The 16,654-nt window shown below is 45.7% G+C and carries 12 protein-coding genes; 3 read left to right on the top strand and 9 right to left on the bottom strand.

Annotation, left to right across the window (positions count from 1 at the left end; genetic code table 11):
- Positions 1-85 precede the first annotated feature (85 nt).
- A complete protein-coding gene (locus tag MA_RS06005) occupies positions 86-1,393 on the bottom strand; it encodes a tRNA (N(6)-L-threonylcarbamoyladenosine(37)-C(2))-methylthiotransferase (protein WP_011021177.1) in 1,308 nt (435 codons plus the stop codon).
- A gap of 76 nt (positions 1,394-1,469) precedes the next feature.
- Positions 1,470-2,558 (bottom strand): class II fructose-bisphosphatase, encoded by a 1,089-nt coding sequence (gene glpX / locus MA_RS06000; RefSeq protein WP_011021176.1) that lies wholly within the window; start codon positions 2,556-2,558, stop codon positions 1,470-1,472.
- Positions 2,559-2,922: 364 nt separating this feature from the next.
- On the opposite strand from glpX, the gene MA_RS05995 reads away from it, so the two are divergent.
- A complete protein-coding gene (locus MA_RS05995) occupies positions 2,923-3,669 on the top strand; it encodes a type 1 glutamine amidotransferase (protein WP_011021175.1) in 747 nt (248 codons plus the stop codon).
- A gap of 32 nt (positions 3,670-3,701) precedes the next feature.
- Here MA_RS05995 and cgi121 read toward each other — a convergent pair whose 3' ends face one another.
- Positions 3,702-4,232 (bottom strand): KEOPS complex subunit Cgi121, encoded by a 531-nt coding sequence (gene cgi121 / locus MA_RS05990; protein WP_011021174.1) that lies wholly within the window; start codon positions 4,230-4,232, stop codon positions 3,702-3,704.
- Between the two features lie 227 nt (positions 4,233-4,459).
- Between cgi121 and MA_RS05985 the strand changes: the two genes are divergently transcribed.
- On the top strand, positions 4,460-7,009 hold the full coding sequence (locus tag MA_RS05985) for a PAS domain S-box protein (RefSeq protein ID WP_011021173.1): 2,550 nt from the start codon (positions 4,460-4,462) through the stop codon (positions 7,007-7,009).
- Between the two features lie 663 nt (positions 7,010-7,672).
- Here MA_RS05985 and MA_RS05980 read toward each other — a convergent pair.
- From MA_RS05980 to MA_RS05970, 3 genes are read right to left on the bottom strand one after another with little or no spacing between them, the layout of a single operon-like run.
- Positions 7,673-8,437 (bottom strand): formate dehydrogenase subunit gamma, encoded by a 765-nt coding sequence (locus MA_RS05980; RefSeq protein ID WP_011021172.1) that lies wholly within the window; start codon positions 8,435-8,437, stop codon positions 7,673-7,675.
- Between the two features lie 11 nt (positions 8,438-8,448).
- Positions 8,449-10,239: a nickel-dependent hydrogenase large subunit gene (locus MA_RS05975; protein WP_011021171.1), complete on the bottom strand. Its 1,791-nt coding sequence runs from the start codon at positions 10,237-10,239 to the stop codon at positions 8,449-8,451.
- Positions 10,239-11,402, bottom strand: a complete 1,164-nt coding sequence (locus tag MA_RS05970; protein WP_048065047.1) for a hydrogenase small subunit — start codon at positions 11,400-11,402, stop codon at positions 10,239-10,241. Before MA_RS05970 ends, MA_RS05975 begins: the two co-directional genes overlap by 1 nt.
- A gap of 596 nt (positions 11,403-11,998) precedes the next feature.
- Here MA_RS05970 and MA_RS05965 point away from each other — a divergent pair.
- Positions 11,999-12,961 carry a peptidoglycan-binding domain-containing protein gene (locus tag MA_RS05965; protein WP_011021169.1) on the top strand — a complete coding sequence of 321 codons (963 nt, stop codon included), beginning with the start codon at positions 11,999-12,001 and terminating at the stop codon, positions 12,959-12,961.
- A gap of 450 nt (positions 12,962-13,411) precedes the next feature.
- Here the strand turns inward: MA_RS05965 and MA_RS05960 are convergent, their stop codons facing one another.
- The 3 genes from MA_RS05960 to MA_RS05950 all read right to left on the bottom strand — a co-directional run bounded on the left by MA_RS05960 (position 13,412) and on the right by MA_RS05950 (position 16,649).
- On the bottom strand, positions 13,412-13,897 hold the full coding sequence (locus MA_RS05960) for a hydrogenase maturation protease (RefSeq protein WP_011021168.1): 486 nt from the start codon (positions 13,895-13,897) through the stop codon (positions 13,412-13,414).
- 137 nt (positions 13,898-14,034) lie between these two features.
- The gene (locus MA_RS05955; RefSeq protein WP_011021167.1) at positions 14,035-14,847 is read right to left on the bottom strand and encodes a formate dehydrogenase subunit gamma; all 813 of its coding nucleotides are present in this window, start codon (positions 14,845-14,847) and stop codon (positions 14,035-14,037) included.
- A 14-nt stretch (positions 14,848-14,861) separates the two neighbouring features.
- Positions 14,862-16,649, bottom strand: a complete 1,788-nt coding sequence (locus tag MA_RS05950) for a nickel-dependent hydrogenase large subunit (protein WP_011021166.1) — start codon at positions 16,647-16,649, stop codon at positions 14,862-14,864.
- Positions 16,650-16,654 lie beyond the last annotated feature (5 nt).

The raw sequence follows: 16,654 nt of genomic DNA, 5'->3' as shown, positions 1-16,654 counted from the left end.
CATCCTTTGTTGAAACCATCCTTGCTTCTGCTGATATTTTCCTGCCTTCAACGGCAGCCCCTATCCTTTACGAAGATTTTCAACCTCAATCAATAATCCTCCCCAGGAAATAGCCGGGCTTTGCACCCGTAATTTCTACATTAGCGTATTCCCCAGGTTTGAGGTCGGAGCCGCTGATCACAACAGGACGGTAGGCGTCCGTACGTGTGAGTACATCCCCAATTTCCGTGTATTTTGAGACAAAAACCCTTCCCTTCCAGCCGATCATTTCCTGCTTGGACCCAAGCTTTATCTGCTCGCACACTTTGTGCAGCTCGTGAGAGCGCTGTACGGAAATCCGGGAATCAAGGTTCCGGAAAGAAAAAGCTTTCGTGTGAGGGCGGGGAGAGTATCTGGAAATATTGATCTTTTCCGGTCGGTATTTTTTTACCCACTCTATGGTTTCTTCGAAATCCTCATCTGTTTCATCGCAGAAACCAACAATTATGTCGGTAAACAGGGAGAGGTCTTCGAAGCGAGCCCGGAATTTCGTAATGATTTCATCCACTGCGTCCATTTTATGCAGACGGTTCATTTTCTTCAGGACCGAATGGGAGGCTGACTGGATAGGGAGGTGCAGGAGCTTAAAAACCTTATCAGAGTCGAAGGCATCTACAAGCCCGTCCAGGATGGGAAGAACCGAAAAGGGATTCATCATCCCGACCCTCACCTTGAAGTCCCCGGGGATTTCCGAGATCATGCGCAGAAGCTCAGGGAGTTTGACTCCCGTATCCATCCCGTACTGGCTGTCGTCTTGAGAGGTGAGCCAGATTTCCCTGCAGCCGTCAGCAACTGCGGAGCGGATGTCTTTTACGATTTTCTCAGGCGGGAAAGAGCGGAGCTTGCCCCTTGCATGCTTTACGATGCAGTAAGAGCAGGCGAAATTACAGCCCTGGGAGATCTGACAGATATGAATATTCGGGTTTGACCGTTCGCGAGGGACATTAAGAAAGCCCAGAGGCTCGGAAGTCCGCAGTTCCAGATGCCCTCCTGCAGGCAGCCCTTCCATTCTCCTCTGTTCGATTGAGGAGAGGAGCTCCCCAAGACGGGAAATCGCATTTACTCCAAGGATATGGGCTTCAGGGTTTGCATGGAGGATCTCTTCAAGCTGGACTTCAGGCATGCAGCCGGAAACTATAACCTGCACGCCCTTTTCGCCCATACTGCGGATCTTATAGAGGATCTTTTGTTCTGTTGTGTACTTGACCGTACAGGAGTTGCAGATATAGACCTCTGCCTCTCCGGCAGCAGCAGGGTTCAATAACTCGTGACCGAGCCTCTCAACGCTTGCTTTCATGATTTCGGCTGATGCCAGGCTTGCAGAACAGCCAAAACTCTCAAGATAGACCTTCATGTTTTAACTCGAAATTTTTGAAATTTGTGTTTCAAAAAAGGGTAAAGAAAATGGATGAAAAAGATGAAAAAAGGATTTACAGGTAGAGTGGAGTCTCCCGCTTATCCTTGATATAGATACTGTCCGTGAACCTGACAGCTCCGGATGCCCCCATAGAAACCGTGTGTACTCTGGCATCCCCGCCTCCGAAAAGGTTGACTTCGCGCAGGAAGTGGCCCGGAGTTACGGCTGTTGCGGAAAAAATGACATCCTTACCAGGAACAAGTTTATCAATATCAAGAATATCATTAATGTTCTCAAGGGTAATTCCCATCGCTTCGAGCCTGGGCATCTTTTCCTCTATTTCTTCGTCGATCTTTTCCTTGGTTTTACCGTTTGCTACGGTTGGCAGGACAAGCCTTGCAAGGATTTTTCCACCCAGGATCTTGATTGCTGCAGCAGTCAGGACAGCTTCTCCCGAACCGCCTGCCCCCATGACCACGTGAATGCCTGAACCTCGGACCGCAGTTGCAACGCCTGGCATGAGGTCTCCATCGGTAACCAGCCTCACACGGGCTCCAGCTTCCCGAATTTCGGTTATCTTCTGGGCATGCCTTGGGCGGTCAAGGATCACGACTACAAGTTCCTCAACCTTTCTTCCGAGGGCTTTTGCAACGATTTCGAGGTTATGACTGACAGGCGCATCAAGGTCGATCCTTTCGCCAGGATGCTCTTCTTCATACCGAACGACATCGGGCCCTACAACAATCTTGTCCATATAGATATCAGGGCCGTGGAAGATCCCTCCCCTTTCAGCCATTGCCATAACTGCAACCGAGCCCGGGCAACCGTCTGCCGTAAGGTTTGTGCCTTCCAGGGGGTCGACTGCAATATCAACCTCGAGATCTCCGTTCTCTGTCCCGACCTCTTCTCCTATATAAAGCATGGGAGCTTCGTCCCTCTCTCCTTCCCCTATTTTAATTATGCCTTTCATGTCAAGCTTGTTCAGCATTCTTCGCATGGAGGCGACTGCTACCTGGTCAGCAAAGTGTTTGTCCCCGCGTCCCATCTGATAGGCTGCTGCAATTGCAGCAGCTTCGGTCACATGAATGAGCCTGGGCAGTAACCTGTATTCAATCGGCCCGGCAGACTCAAACATCTCTTCTACGGTCTTTGGATGAGGCATGATGATCGACTCTTGTTTTTTGCTTCCTGATAATATCCTGATAATAAAAACTTTTTCTAACTATTCCCTTTGTTTTTTAATGTGATCTGTTGACACAATACTATATTAATGAATCTATTAGAAGGACCCGAAAGCAGATATTTATTTTATGAAACGTTTATCGAAGGAAACTCTATAAAAAACCAATAATAAAATAGCATCTGGTTGAGTTGAACCTCTATCGAATATGAAAAACCAAACACTAATGAAAAACCAAACACTAATGAAAAACCAAACACTAATGAAAAACCAAACACTAAAACTTATTATTTCATATGACTGAAATAAAAACTTAGAGAAACAGATAAAAACCGGGTGAAAAACGATGGAAATACATTGCCTCCTGCACCTTGAAAACGAGACACTTGGAAGCATAGGGACCTGGGTGTCCCTGAAAGGGCACAGACTTACAAAAACCCTGCTCTATGAAAACCCTGTCTTTCCCGAACCTGAAGAGTTTGATCTGCTCCTGATAATGGGGGGCACCATGAGCGTCTATCAGGAAGAAGAGTTCCCGTGGCTGAAGCCTGAAAAAGAGTTTGTGAAAAAAGTGATCGATGCAGGCAAACCTGTGCTTGGGAGCTGCTTTGGGGCACAGCTGATTGCCGAAGTCCTGGGTGGAAAAGTTACCAGGAACAGGTTCAAGGAAATAGGCTGGCACAGGGTAAAAGCTCCAGCAGGGGAAAACCTGAATAGCAAAGCAGAGTTAAACTCAGAACTTCCTTCATGCCTGTTCCCCGAATTTACCGCATTCATGTGGCATGGAGACACCTTTGAAATCCCGGCAGGCGCAGTAAGACTTTTCGAAAGCGAAGCCTGCCCTAACCAGGGTTTCATTTACAGGGAAAATGTTCTCGGGCTGCAGTTTCACCCTGAAGCCGACAGGCAGTGGATAAGAAACCTTATAGAGGACTCGGGGCATGAGCTGGTTGAGGGAAAGTTCATCCAACCCGAAGAGGAAATACTCAGACACGAACACCTTCTTGAAGACTCTCAGAGTATTGCCTTTTCTTTGATGGACTGGTTCGAGAAAAAGTGTGAGAAATTGAAGTTAAACCAAAAGCTGAAATAAGCCAGGCAAATACGTATTAATTTAAAGCCTGCTTATTTTAAGAAATCTGCCAGCGCAACCCTCTCGATCACGAGTTCCGGGATATGTTCTTCTCCGGAAGCCTCTATTTCTGCATCTGTAATTCTGAAGAGAGAAAGAATTCCCTGCCTTTTGGAATCGGAATAAGCAAGCAGTTCGGAACAGGGTTTTTCTTCAATGAACTTCCGAAGTTCGGAGAAAGCGAGAAGCAAGTCGTTCATTGTTCCAAGCAGCACGAAAACCGCATTATTTTCTCCTTCGTGCAGTCCTATAGAAAAACTCCTTTCAATCTGCCGTTCTCCGGCTGCATAACGCATGATCTCGATGCCCGGATCTTTTGCCACATTTGTGCCTGCTGCGACAGCTCTGAGAGCTTTTCCCACTGCAAAATGAAGATGCCTTTCACCCGCGATCAGGTCGGCATTCAGGCCCTGAACGGTTATCTCTTTTTCGGAAGCGATTTTGTTTATTGTTTTTAGAAAACCGGGAAGGTCCGAAATTCTCACCGCTCCGCAAATAAGCTGGATTTCCCTTTGCATTTCCATACTCCTGCCATATCCCGGGCTTTACAATAAGGATTTCGGTCGGAAAAAATGTGTGAGGAAATGAACAGACAGTCGGGATCATGATATAAAAGCTTTTATTCTTCGAGGGTGTAGACATAATTAAGAATAAAATAAAAAAAGTAGACATATATATATTACATAAGTTTACAAGATATTTTTCATTCAAAAGGGGGGAGTGGAGAACTGAGTTCTTCTTTTCCGGAGAGGTGTTAGGAATCCTGAAGAAAAAAGTCAAGTCAGAGTTCTGTTTCTGTTCGACTATTCCAGCCAATGGCCTTACTGCTATCTATAAGGAGACGGAAGAAAGGACGGACCTTATAGCAGCCTATATAAAAGCAGGCCTGCAACAAAACGAACATTGCATCTGGATTGTCCCGGATCCTGAGAGTGCAGAATTAGCAAAAGAATTACTTTCAAACTCAGAGCTTGATATCGAAAACTACATAGAGAAATCCAGGCTTAAGATAATTCCCCTGCAGGGAACAGAAGCCATTTCTGCCGAACAGACTGAGGGCTCAGGGAGCTATTTTGATTGGAATGCAGGAGTTTTCCAGAAAGAGATTCTTAAATTTATTCACACAGGAAACTGGCAATACCTGCGCATCAATCTTGAAGTAAAACCTTTGGGAAAGTCAATCCCCGGCTCCCTTAAGGAACTGAAGCGCATCCTTGACGAAAACAGACCTGAAAAGAAAATCTGGCCTCTTTTTACGATTAAAGAGGAAGACCTTTCCCCCGGAGAGGTTTTTGACATTATAGAAGCCGGGGGAAAATTGCTGATCTACAGAGACGGCAGATGGAAACATTTCAAAATAAAACGAGAAAGTAAGGATAAAAAATTTAAGACATTAATTGAGAGTTCAAATGACTCTATTCTCATACATGATATGAAAGGCAGAGTCATGGAAGCAAACCATGTAGCCTGTGAAATTTTCGGGTATACGCGCAGCAAAATTCTCGGAAAACACATCAAGGATTTGCAGACCGGCATCCACCTGATCGAGTTCGGACAGCAAATAGAGAAACTAAAGCAAACCGGATATTTTATTTTTGAGACGGATTCCCTGAGAAAGGACGGTACGGTCACTCCTCAAGAGATCAATAACAGGCTTATTGAATACGAAGGAGAAGCCGCCGTACTGTCCATAGGAAGGGACATCAGTGAACAAAAGAAAAACGAAGAAGCCCTGAGGGCTTCGGAAAGAAAATACAGAACCCTTTTTGAAGAGTTTCCCGGAGGAATAGCCCAGTTCGATACCGGGGGAGTTATTACTCTCTGCAATGAGAGTTTTGTAAACCTCACCGGAAACCGTGAAAAAGAAAAAATCAGCTTTAGTTTGCTGAGCCTTTTAGACGGAGGAAACCCGGATGAGAAAAGTGGAACATATCTCCCCGAAGTTTCCGTTCACAATGATCTGAAGTACATCTCCAGAAACGGAAAAGAGGCGATACCCGTTGCGATAACGTACAAGCCATTAATGTCTGAAAACTCTGAACTTGCCGGTGGAATTGTGCTTGTTGAGGACCTCACGGGAATAAAGAGACTGGAAGCTGTACGGCTTCAACAAACAGAATGCCTTCGAAAACTGGTGGATTCTGTACCTGTTCCCGCATTTTGTAAGGACAGAAATGGAATATATATTGCCTGCAACACGGCTTTTGAAACTTTTATGAGTATGCAAAAAGAAGAAATCCTCGGGAAGTCCATGCATAATTTTGCCCCCTCCGAAATTGCCGAAAAATGCCACACGATGGATATAGAATTGTTAAAACATAAAAAAACCCGGGTCTATGAAACTTCCATTAAGTTTGCTGACGGTTCGATACATCAGATAATGTTCAATAAGTTAGTCTTCAGCGGTGTGACCGAAGAAGACTCGATGCTTCTCGGCATTATGATTGACATAACCGAACACAAGCAGGCCGAAGAGAAAATGCTTCAGGCAAAAATGGCTGCTGAAGCTGCAAACCGCGCGAAGATCAATTTCATTGTCAACATGAGCCATGAACTGAGGACTCCCCTGAACGCGGTCATAGGTTTTTCGGACCTCCTCTTAAGTGAAACTGCCGGGCCCCTTAACGAGAAACAGAAGAGGTACACGGAAAATATTTCAAAAAGCGGGAGTCACCTGCTTGACGTGATAAATGATGTGCTGGATATCTCGAGGCTTGAACTCGGAAACATCGAACTTTACTATGAAACAGTGGACATACCCGGAGTAATTGAAGAGGTACGGAGAGTTCTCTCCTCCCTCTCCGCGGAAAAAAATATCCGCATAGAATATAAGGTTGAGCAGGGCCTGAAAACCATAGACGTGGACAGGGTAAAGTTCAAACAGATCCTTTACAACCTCCTGAACAATGCAATTAAATTCTCATCCGAAGACGGGAAAGTAAACATCAAGGCAAGATCTGAGGGAGACATGGTTGAAATCAGTGTAAAGGATGAAGGGATCGGCATTAATGAAGCTGACTATGCCAGAGTTTTCCTGCCGTTTGTGCAGATCGATGAGTCCATATCCAGGAAACACGGGGGGGTCGGGCTTGGCCTTGCGCTTGTAAAAAGATTTGTAGAACTCCACGGAGGACAGGTATGGGTTGAAGCCAGCCCCGGAAAAGGGAGTACCTTCACCTTCAGAATTCCAAAAAGACCTGAAAAAGAAATTAAGGAAAAAGAAGTCACAAATCCTTTACAGACCCTGTACAGCCTTGAAATTGAAAAAGAAGAAGAAAAGTTCGGAGAAAAAGGAACATAAAACAATTTGAAGAGAAGGAATCAAAGGAAAAGAATGGAAAAAAAGAGAAAAAAGGAAAAAGAAAAAAGGAAAAAGGAAAAAGAAAAAAGGAAAAAGAAAAAAGGAAAAAGCCGATTTTTCAGTATGGGCCCTGAATTATCAAACATTTGAGAGCAACCTCAACCACAACTAACCCGAGCATCACCATCAAAAAAAGAATGAAAAGGTTGAGGATGATCTGGCCGACTTTCGTCCTGACTGACGCCAGCTCATACATGCATATTCCCATATATTAATTATGTAGGAAACGATATATAACCATTTGGAAATTTTCATACTTATTAAGATATTCATACATGACAAAATATAAAAAATGTAGATAAAACCTTATCCTGCTTTTCTTACCTATTCCCGGCAAAATATCCCATAATTACCAGGAACTTTTTTTTCTGTGAACGTTAATTTTCAGAAATATTTATTGTTCTCCACTAGGTCATATTAAGCGAATTAATTCTTATTTAGCCCTTACCATCATTAATCGACCTTTATTATTCCCCGATAAGTCCGTTAGTTCCGCCCTTATAAGCCATTATCAGTCTCTATTACCTCATCAAGTCCGTTAGTTCTGCCCTTATCAGCCATTATCAGTCTCTATCAAACTCATTCAGTCAAGTAGTTCCGTTATCAATCTTCTTCCACTACCTTGACAAAATTCCTATCTGACAAATCTTCCTTTCCGGACCAGAAGATTGCTTTGTGGTATTTCCATACTTTAGGATCAAACTCAAGAATACCCACGTGGACGACAAGCTCAAAGACAAACCAGTAGCCTGCAAGCAGATGTCCCGTACGGATCAGGCCCAGAGCATTAACGTTAAACATAGACGCAAAATACCAGACTATTGAAAGGATCCATTCGGATACAGGGAGTCCGAGAGGAGCCCAGTTAATATCGTAAAGCACTATTCCTGTTATGGCAATAAGAACAATTGCGGTGCTTTCGAAAATAATCAGCAGCTTGAGCATGGGATGAAGTTTTGTAATATAATACCCTTCCCGTTCATCATAGAGCGTAAAAGCAGGATATCTGCCTTTCCCGAAAAAATTCCTGATGATGTCAAAAAGGCGTTCCGCATCCTCCTCCTCGAATATATAAGCTTCCCTGAAATGGTCTATCCTGGACCTGACACACCACCTTTCCCCCTTGCAGGAAAAGATATTGTAGGGAACAAGGATCCAGTTCGCGGCCAGAAAAAAAGGAACCGCAATCATATGGATCGCCCGGGCAGTCTGAAATTGCATGAAATCCCAGCCGAAGTAGATCCTGAATCCCGTGATCAGAAGGATAAACATGGCAAGCAGGTGAACCAGGTGAGTAATCCTCTCAAGCCAGGTATAGCGCTCAACTACCATCCTTCCGGAAGCAAGTTTTTCATCATGCCGTACCATACCAATCCCCCTTAAAGCACCCTGATAGTATGCCCCGGATGCTTTCCGGTTCTGTCGATTGTATGGACCGCACAGGCCAGGCAGGGGTCATAGGAGCGACCCGTATGTAAAATCCCGAGAGGATTTGCATAGTCAACACCGAGGGCATTTTCCGCAGCCGAGATTTTTGTGCCTATGAGGGCCTGCTCAACAGGACCCGGAATTCCCTGCGAGTTCCTCGGAGCAAGGTTCCAGGTACTCGGAACCACAGCCTGATACAGAGTAACCATCGAATCCGAACCTGTAGCAATCCAGTGCCCCAGAGCCCCTCTCGGGGCTTCCCACAGACCCATCCCTGTCGAATCCTTTGCCATCGAAAGATCGGTGTGCACTGCAACCTTTGCATCTGGCTCAAGATCCTGCAAAATCCATTTCATCAGTTCGGACATCACTACAAGGACCTCCTGCATCCTTGCAATCATGCGGGTATAATTGTTTACAGGAGAGTAACCGTTTTCCTGAAAAGTCTGAACCAGTCCGGTTGTGAGGGGCTCTCCCATGATCATGAGGCGGGCAAGTGGCCCTACTTCACAGGGAATGCCGCCATAATTAGGGGCCTTTGCCCAGGAGTAACGACTTTCCGAACCTTTTGTGTAATCAATTTTGTCAGGATCCCCTTCAGGAACCGTAACTCCGTTCCATGGAGAGCGGTCTTCTTCCTCGTCAATGTAAAAAGAGTGAGTAATGCTTTCAGAGATTATTCTGTAGTCGAATTCTTCAAGCTCCAGATTTCCGTTCATATATCCGGAAGGTATAACCCTTTCATCGGCAGGACTTGTGGGGTCATACCCGTCCCCATTTTCAGGCTTGAAGAAAACTCCGTAAGAAAGAAAACCGATTTTGTCAGGATCAGGATAAACTCCTGCCCGGTCCATTTTCATACTGATAGGCAGCCCGAGAAGCTGTTCTCCGACCAGTTCCGAGCCAAAAGCCGCAAAAAGAGGAACATCTCCCCAGCCGGAGGAGTGGGAGAAGTCATTGCTGACAAGGGAATTATCCAGAAGTTCCTGCAGGCGTTCCAGGACGAAATTGACAGCTTTTTGCGGAGAAGAAGCTTTGTAAGTATTTTCAATCCAGGTGTCGGGAGAGACCCCGAGAGTAAATGCTTCAACGAACTCCGCAGTTTTTTCAACATAGGCTACAAGCTCATTAATATCTGCAATAGTCGGGGAATAAACCACTCCTCCTACATGCTGTAAAACGGAATGAGGCATTTTGCCTGCAACAAGAGAAATGGCATCATGCATGTGACGCTGTTCCCTGATAGCACCGAGGTAAGAAGATCCGGCAGGATAACGTATTCCGTTAAACTGATTTACTATAGGCATAAAACGTCCGGCCAATTCTCCCCACACCGCATTTCCCATTTCTCCGTATTGCATAAGGATATTATGATAAGCCGGATTTGCGAGGTCCGGGCCCCAGAGTATATAGATGTGAGCTGCGTGACTGGCTATGAAATTAAAACCCTGATGAATATTTCTCATTACAAGAGCATCTTTGGGAACCTCTTCTATAACTCCGAAAAGTTCATCCAAAGCATTTGCTGCAGCTATGCTATGGCAGACCGGGCAGACCCCGCAGATCCTCTGGGTTAGAAGTGCCGCATCTCTCGGGTCTTGATTCAAAAGAAATTTCTCAAAACCTCTAAAGAGCAGGGCATTGCTCTGGGCATCGGTAATCACGCCATCTTCGTCGACTTCAGTATTAATCCTATAATGCCCTTCAATTCTTGAAAGAGGATCTATGGTCACCTGTACCATTACTTTTCACCTCCGGTCTTCTCGGAAATATTCTCTTCTGCACTCTCCTCTTTATCTACAGGTTTTTTCAAAACAGTCCTTCTTATAGCATGAGCACCTGCAGCAAGAAGTGCCCCTCCTATTGCCACACCTGCTACAGTATCAAGATGCGTCCCGACAATTCCAGCATCTTCACTTTCCACGAAAAAAGGCCTGGTACTATCCGGAAACCCCGGCTGTACGCAGCCTATACAAGGAGACCCTGCCTGCGGACAGAAAGATTGATGTCCGTTCCAGTGGCGAGTGGCACAGTCAGCATGGGTATACGGCCCTTTGCACCCCAGTTTCCAGAGGCAATTCGGTCCGCCTACTGTCAGGTCAAGTTCCCCACGGTCATAATATCCGCGGCGTGGGCAGTTGTCGTGTATAACATGATCCGGAGGGAAGAAAACTTTCGGACGGTTCCATCTGTCCAGCACGTAAGGGAGATCATCAGGTACCTTGATTTTTCCCAGGACAACCGCGCTTATTGTCAGAAACACCCAGTCAGGATGGGCAGGACAGCCGTTAATGTTGATAACCGGTTTGTCGATCCCGAGCAGATCAATAATTCCTTTTGAAGAATCTTCCATCGTAAAAGCTATTCCACGGTGGTCAAGAAGTTCTTTTACATCACTTTTCGCAGCATTTACTCCACTATTAGTAGCACATTGCCCGATTGCTATAATTACCGAGGCGCTTTTTGCAGCTTTCTCATAAATTTCCTTATATGTCCTGCCTCCGAGTACCAGATATTTTCCCGTACCATCAGGCCCGTTCGGGACCCCGCCTTCAGAAATGAAAACATAGTCTTTTTCGTTTTCCAGAATCTCATCCAGCAGAAGCTCAGAGTTCAGATCACTGGTATTTGCAGGTTTTCCGTCTACGAAAATTCCCTGTTGCATCATCAGGACCTCCTGATAGAGCAGGTTGAGGTTTAAATATTGGAGTAGTTCTACGATATCAGGTGTCCCTCCGTCAAGCATTGATATGCTGCAACCGGTACACTCTACCCCATGGAACCACAATACTTTAGTTTCCGAAAGTTCGAGGGCTTTTGCCAGGTCACTTTTATAGGTCTGTAAAAACAGCGAAGCTCCCAGTACCCCGACGGCTTTTATAAAAGTCCGACGGTCCATTTTCATGAAGTCGAGATTTTTAAACTTTTCAAGTAAAGATTCTTCACTCGTTCTGCTTCCCCCGGGATAATTAATATTTTTTTATATAGAGATATAATAAGACAAAGACGCTATTGTATTAAAAGACTATTATGGAAAAGCCTATTGCAGCCTTGAATAGCCTGTTAAGGTTCAGAGATCTAAGAGAGCCTCTTCTAAGGACCTGGTTTTAGTCCACCGGTTCGATGGGGAAACTATGCTCCTCCCAGCTCTTACGCGGATAAGTTCTGGAGAAAATTAAATATTAATTAGAAAGAATATTTACAAACATATCAAATATGAAAGAATTCCTCTTAAACCGGATATACTGGAGATATTACCACCATCCAGTATCCTGTTACTTATTCTGTTACTTATTATATTTTCTTTTAATTTATCTAGATATCCCGATTACAGTTAAAAGAAATATAGTTTTTCTAAAGATTTATATATTTTAATATCTATTTTATATATTGAAATATATATTGAAATTTTAAATTTAGTATTTGTAGTTAATATAGAAAAAAACAAGATGCGCTACGTATACATGGGGCTAGAATTATATATCAAGTGGGGTATGGAATATGACTATTGGGGACGGTCACGATTTAAAGTCGCGGAGATTTGCAGGCGACGAGGTTTTACAGGCTTGCTATGACAAAGAAAGAGTCCTGGGCAGAGGCGACAGCGGTCCTGCAGTGAAGAAAGTTCAAGAAGCTCTGATAATTCTGGGTATTCCCGTGCCAAAAGTCGGAGCCGACGGCGTCTTTGGGGGCGAAACCGAGCTAGCTGTCAGAAGTTACCAGGAAGCACGAGGATTGAAGGTTGATGGTATAATAGGGGCAGAGACTATAGGCAGCCTGGACTCGGAATTTTACACCGGACCCCCGGAGCCTTCAGCTTCGCCATCAACGGAACCTCAGATGTCGGAGATTCCAACTCCGTTAAAACCGGAATCTCCGGTCAGGTCACCGAGGGCATCGACAATTATACTGGAAGGGGAATCTCCGGTTGAGCCGAAAGTACCTCCTGCCCCTTCAGTAAAAGAACCAAAAGTTCCTCCTGTGGAGGAAGCTCCGGATCTTGAACCACTGCACGTACCTCCGGTCAAACATGCACATGTACCACCTGTCCCACCGGTACGGGAAGTTTCGGCTAGACCAGAACATACACTCAGGCATGTAGAAACAAAACCACCTTCAACTGCACCATTCGCTGCACCTGTGACTCCGGAAATCCCTCAGGCTGACAGCCAGGGCCGCAAATTCCACTCCTCAGGAATATGGAACGAGGATAGTTACCTTGAAATTCAGGGTGGTCAATCAATGCATTTTAAGGTAAAAAATCTCCATGTCCATGCGTCAACTATCCGGATAAAAGCCAATAACGGAGAATCCCAGGGTGCTGCGATTCAATCTCAAAATAGTTCCGATTTCGAGTTTTCCAGGGATGGTAAAGAGCCATGTGACTGGAGATTTGACATCGAAACTGACAGTGATACGGCTTTACTTGAGTGGTATCTCTACAGTAACTGGATACCGGAGTAAACAAAAACAAATAAGCCTTAAGATAATTAGAAACTGCACCTGATACAATCGATTTCTGGGTTACAATTGCTAAATCATAGAGTCGAGATCCAGGCTACAAAAGTGAGATAGTTTCGAAGCATCGGGTTTTTAGGTATTCTTCCTCCGATGACTCTATTTATATTTTAGCTCGAGGACTCTACTCATATTTTAGCTCCGGTGCCTCATCCTGAACCGGTTTTTGTTCTTCTAACTTTTCCCGTTCTACCGTTCTATTTTTTCCCGTTCTACCGTTCTATTTTTTCCCGTTCTACCGTTCTATTTTTTCCCGTTCTACCGTTCTATTTTCCCGAAGTCTAAAATTTGACAAGCACTTGACAGGGGAAAAACAAGAATACCTTCCAGAAAAATGATTCGATACACAATTATGGGAAAAAATGAAATCGAGTTACAAAAATATGATCAAAGAGGTCAAAATAGAGAAGAGACCTCTTTCCTGATAAGTTTTATAGTTTCATCCACAGCCCCGAGGACTTCAGGACTGATATCCCGGGAGATTTCAGTAGCCAGTTCTCCGATCTCTATTCCTATTACCACAATCTCCGGAAGAGTCTGCACCTGCTCTCCTATTCTCAACACATCGGTAATTGTGAGATCATGAACCGAGACCAGAGTGTGCGGTTCAGTTCCCTCTATCAGGTCCCTACCTTCGATGCGGTGTACCGAACCTTTCCGGTTGCCGGTCAGGACTGCATCGACAATTATGACTTTGCTCGCCCCGTCGAACAGGTTAAGGAGGTCAAGCCCGCAGACCCCGGCATCCGCTATATCAAGCCCGTCAAGCTCGTCAAGTTCCGTTTTTTTAAGGGCTTCGATAACTTTCAGGCCAACACCGTCATCTCCCATTAGCGGGCTTCCGCAGCCCAGAATCCGTATAGGAGCTTGCAATATAGGCATACTCTCACTTTATAAAGCACATATCAGTTTTAAAGCGCACATAAACTCTATAGATAAACTGTACATCCATTTTACAGGTTTTTCCGTTTTTTCGAACATGCCCGTATTATTTTACCCGGGAATTTAATTAGGGAAAATTACTCCTTTATGGCTTCAGGAGCCTTTTCTGACGAGTCGTGCCAGAGCTCGCTGTCAGGAAGGTGTTTTGGTTTGGGTTTAACGATTTCTGCGTAGCGGGAATCTGAAAGGTCCTCTTTTCCGGACCAGAAGATTGTTTTGTGGTACTTCCAGACATGAGGGTTAAACTCAAGGATACCCACGTGAACAACCAATTCAAAGACAAAAAAGTAAGTCATTAACAGGTGGAGAGCCCTGTAAAACTGCAGGGAAGACATATTGAAAGCAGGTGCAACCAGGTCTCCTGCCAGAAGGATCCATGACCCTATAGGGAGTCCTAAGAGTGCCCAGTCAAGCCTGTAAATGACAATGCCTGAAACAGCGATCACAAAGATGGCGGTGCCTTCAAGCACGATAAGGATCTTCATTAAGGGGTGGAGTTTGGTCTTATAGTGTCCCGACACCTCATCATAAATGGTGAATGCGGGGTACTCACCCTTTCCGAAGAAATTGAGAATTATCGCCTTCATGCGATTTGCATCTTCAGGGCCAAAGACATAATGGTCCATGAAATGTGCAATTTTTTCCTGAACCCCACCTTCAGTTGCAGAGAAGATGTTGTACGGGATAAGGATCCAGTTCACTGCAAGCAGGGCAGGAACCGTGATCATGTGAAGGGCGCGGGCATTGTGGAAACTCATAAAGTCCCAGCCTGCGTAGATTTTAAACCCGGTAATGATGAGCACCAGCATCGCCACGGCGTGAATGGTGTGGGCCGTCCGGTCAAGGACGGTATAACGCTCAACAACCATCGGGTTGTCTTTGGGTTTCATTCTGGATCGCCTCTTTATACTATTCTTAAAGTACGTGGAGTATTTTTCCCGGTGAGGTCAATGGTGTGAACTGCGCATGAAACGCAGGGGTCATAGGACCTACCAATATGAAGGATGTTAACAGGATTGGTATAATTGACACCAAGAGAGTTTTCTGCGGCATTGATCTTTGCCCCTATAAGGGACTGCTCAAGAGGTCCGGGGACACCTGCACTGTCTCTTGGAGAGAGGTTCCAGGTACTCGGAACGACCGGCTGGTAGTTAACGACCTTTGAGTTGCTGTCCGTAGAAACCCAGTGCCCGAGAGCGCCACGTGGAGCTTCCCAGAGCCCCATTCCCGTAGAGTCCTTGGCCATCGAAAGATCGGTGTCAACAGCGATCCTGCCGTTCGGGTCGTAATCTTCAGTTACCCATTTAAGGAGCTCGTTTGCGATAATTGCTGTTTCCTGGATGCGAGCCATCATTCTGGTATAGACGTTGGCTGCAGAGTAGCCGTTTTCATTAAAGGCCAGAGCAAGTCCGGTCACAAGGGGCTCTTTAGCTGCAAGCATACGTGCAAGAGGCCCTACCTCACAGGGGATGCCGTCATATCTCGGAGCCTTGTTCCAGGAGTACCTGCTATCGGAGCCCTGGTCAAAGCGGATCGCGTCAGGATCGGTAAACGGGTTTGTCTCACCTTTAGAGGGATGGAGATCAGCTGTGTCTTCATAGAAAGCGTGAGCAACACTCTCGGTAATCTTGCTCGTATCGAGGTTCTGGTACTCGAGGCTTCCGGTTACAATACCTGAAGTCAGGAAGCGTTCGCCTGCCGGGCTGCTCGGATCGTATCCGTCCCCGTTCTCGGGGTTGAAGAAGCCACCATATGCAAGGAAAGCGATTTTTGAGGGATCGCTGTATCCGCCTATCTTGTCGTGTTTAAGGCTTGCCGGAAGCCCGAGCAGAGTTTCTCCGACAAGTTCGGAACCAAAAGCTGCATAGAACTCCGTATCTCCCCAACCGGCTTCCCTGGAAAAATCATTTGAGGTTACGGATTTGTCAACAAGGTCTGTGAGGTGTTCTACCACGAAATTCACGGCTTTCTGAGGAGAGCTTGCCTTGTAGGTGTTTTCAATCCAGGTATCAAAAGGAACCCTCAGTGTGTAACTGGAAACGAAGTCCATTACCTGGAGATAATAAGAGGAAAGTTTGCCAATGTCTGCAACATTTGGCTTGTAAGTATATCCGCCAGGATAGGATGTGACCTGGTGGGGCATTTTGCCGCCGATGACTGCAATGGCTTCCTGGAGACGTTTCTTTTCAGGAATTGCTGCAAGGTAGGAAGATCCTACAGGCACGGATTCCCCGTCGATCTTGTAGCTGATCGGGGCAAACCTGCCAACCATTTCTTTCCAGACTGCAGTTCCGGTCTCTCCGAGGGGGGTAAGGACATCCCGGTATGCAGGATTTGCGAGGTCGGGCCCCCAGAGAATGTAGATGTGGGTTGCGTGACTTGCAAGGAAGTTCAGAGCCTGGTTAATGTTCCTTGCTACAAGGGCATCTTTTGGAATAGTGTCAGCCACCCCGAAGAGGTCATCAAGGGCGTTGGCAGCTGTAAGAGAATGAGAAGTTGGACAGACCCCGCAGATCCTCTGGACAAGAAGGGCAGCGTCCCTTGGGTCCTGATTCTGCAATATGCGTTCAAAGCCTCTGAACATGAGGCAGGAACTCTGGGAATCAGTGATGACGCCGTTGGCATCGACTTCAGTGGAAAGACGAAGATGACCCTCTATCCTGGTTAAAGGATCGACTGTAACGTTTACCATTTTTT

The sequence above is a fragment of the Methanosarcina acetivorans C2A genome (assembly GCF_000007345.1).
Lineage (GTDB): Archaea > Halobacteriota > Methanosarcinia > Methanosarcinales > Methanosarcinaceae > Methanosarcina > Methanosarcina acetivorans.
Note: the sequence above shows the minus strand (reverse complement) of the source record. Positions and strands in the feature narration are given on the sequence as shown.